Source organism: Devosia sp., assembly GCF_017307565.1.
Classification (GTDB): Bacteria; Pseudomonadota; Alphaproteobacteria; order Rhizobiales; family Devosiaceae; genus Devosia.
Window position 1 is genome coordinate 1 of sequence record NZ_JAFKHD010000018.1, and the last position, 1,230, is coordinate 1,230.

Below are 1,230 nucleotides of genomic sequence, written 5' to 3' on the forward strand. Positions count from 1 at the left end.
TCTTCTGCTTCTTCTTCGGATGCCGGGGCCGAATTGGCTTCGGGCCGGCTGGTGTAGAGTTTGCCGCGGACAACGGCGGCGCGGCCGAAGCGCGATCGCACGCGGTCCATCGCGCGTTCCGCTGCCGCCTTGCGGGCAACCTGCGGCTCAAGCAGGTCCGTTGGATCGGACCCATCGGCCGCTTCGATGCCCGAAATGCCGATGCCGATCAAGCGGAACGGCGTGCCGTCGGCCTCGCGCTGCAACAGATTCAGCCCCGCCTCGTAGAGCACATTGGCGAGTTGCGTCGGCATCATCAGGTGTCGGGCGCGTGTGCGCAACTTAAATCCGGCGGTCTTGAGCTTGAGCGTAACCGTGTCGCCGACGATGTTCTTGGATTTGAGGCGCTCAGAGAGCCGCTCGCAGCAATTGAGCAGTTCCGTCGAAAGCTCTTCGAACGTTGCGAGGTCACGGTTGAAGGTCGTTTCGGAAGAGACCGTCTTCATCTCGCCGTCGATGGAAACGCGGCGGCTGTCGTCCCCGCGCGACAGGCGCGCGAGGCGCGCACCCGATTCGCCATAGAGCCGCATCAACCTTATCGGGTCTTCTTCCTGCAATTGCCCGATCGTGTGATAGCCGTCCTTCTTCAGCGTCTCGGAAAACACCTTGCCGACGCCAAAGATCAGGCTGATGGGCTTTGGCGCCAGAAAGCTCATGGTTTCCTCGGCGCCGATGACGGCGAAGCCGCGTGGCTTGTCGAGGTCGGAGGCGATCTTGGCGAGAAACTTGTTGTGGCTGAGGCCCACCGAAATGGTCACGCCGATGTCGCTCTCGACCGATTGAGTAAATCGCGCCAGCGTCAGGGCAGGGGGCGCCTTGTGCACCTTCTCGGTGCCGGTCAGATCAAGGAAGGCCTCGTCGATGGAAAGCGGCTCGACCAAGGGCGTCAGCGCATCCATATGGCGGCGTATCTGCCGGCTGACCTCAACATACTTGGCCATATTAGGCTTGATGATCACGGCGTCGGGGCAAAGCTCGCGCGCCCTATACATGGGCATGGCCGATCGAACGCCCGATTGCCGGGCGATGTAGCAGCATTTCGAGACCACGCCGCGCACGCCGCCGCCGATGATCAGCGGTCGATCCCGCAGGCTCGGATCGTCGCGCTTTTCCACCGAGGCATAGAAGGCGTCGCAGTCGACATGGGCGATGGAGAGGCTGAAAAGCTCGGCGTGGCTGCGAATCCGGGGC

At 62.6% G+C, this 1,230-nt stretch carries 1 protein-coding gene; it reads right to left on the reverse strand.

Going from position 1 to position 1,230, the window contains the following annotated elements; genetic code table 11:
• Positions 1-1,230: DNA polymerase IV (locus tag J0I64_RS00215; RefSeq protein WP_291405286.1), on the reverse strand; the 1,230-nt coding region annotated here is incomplete at both ends.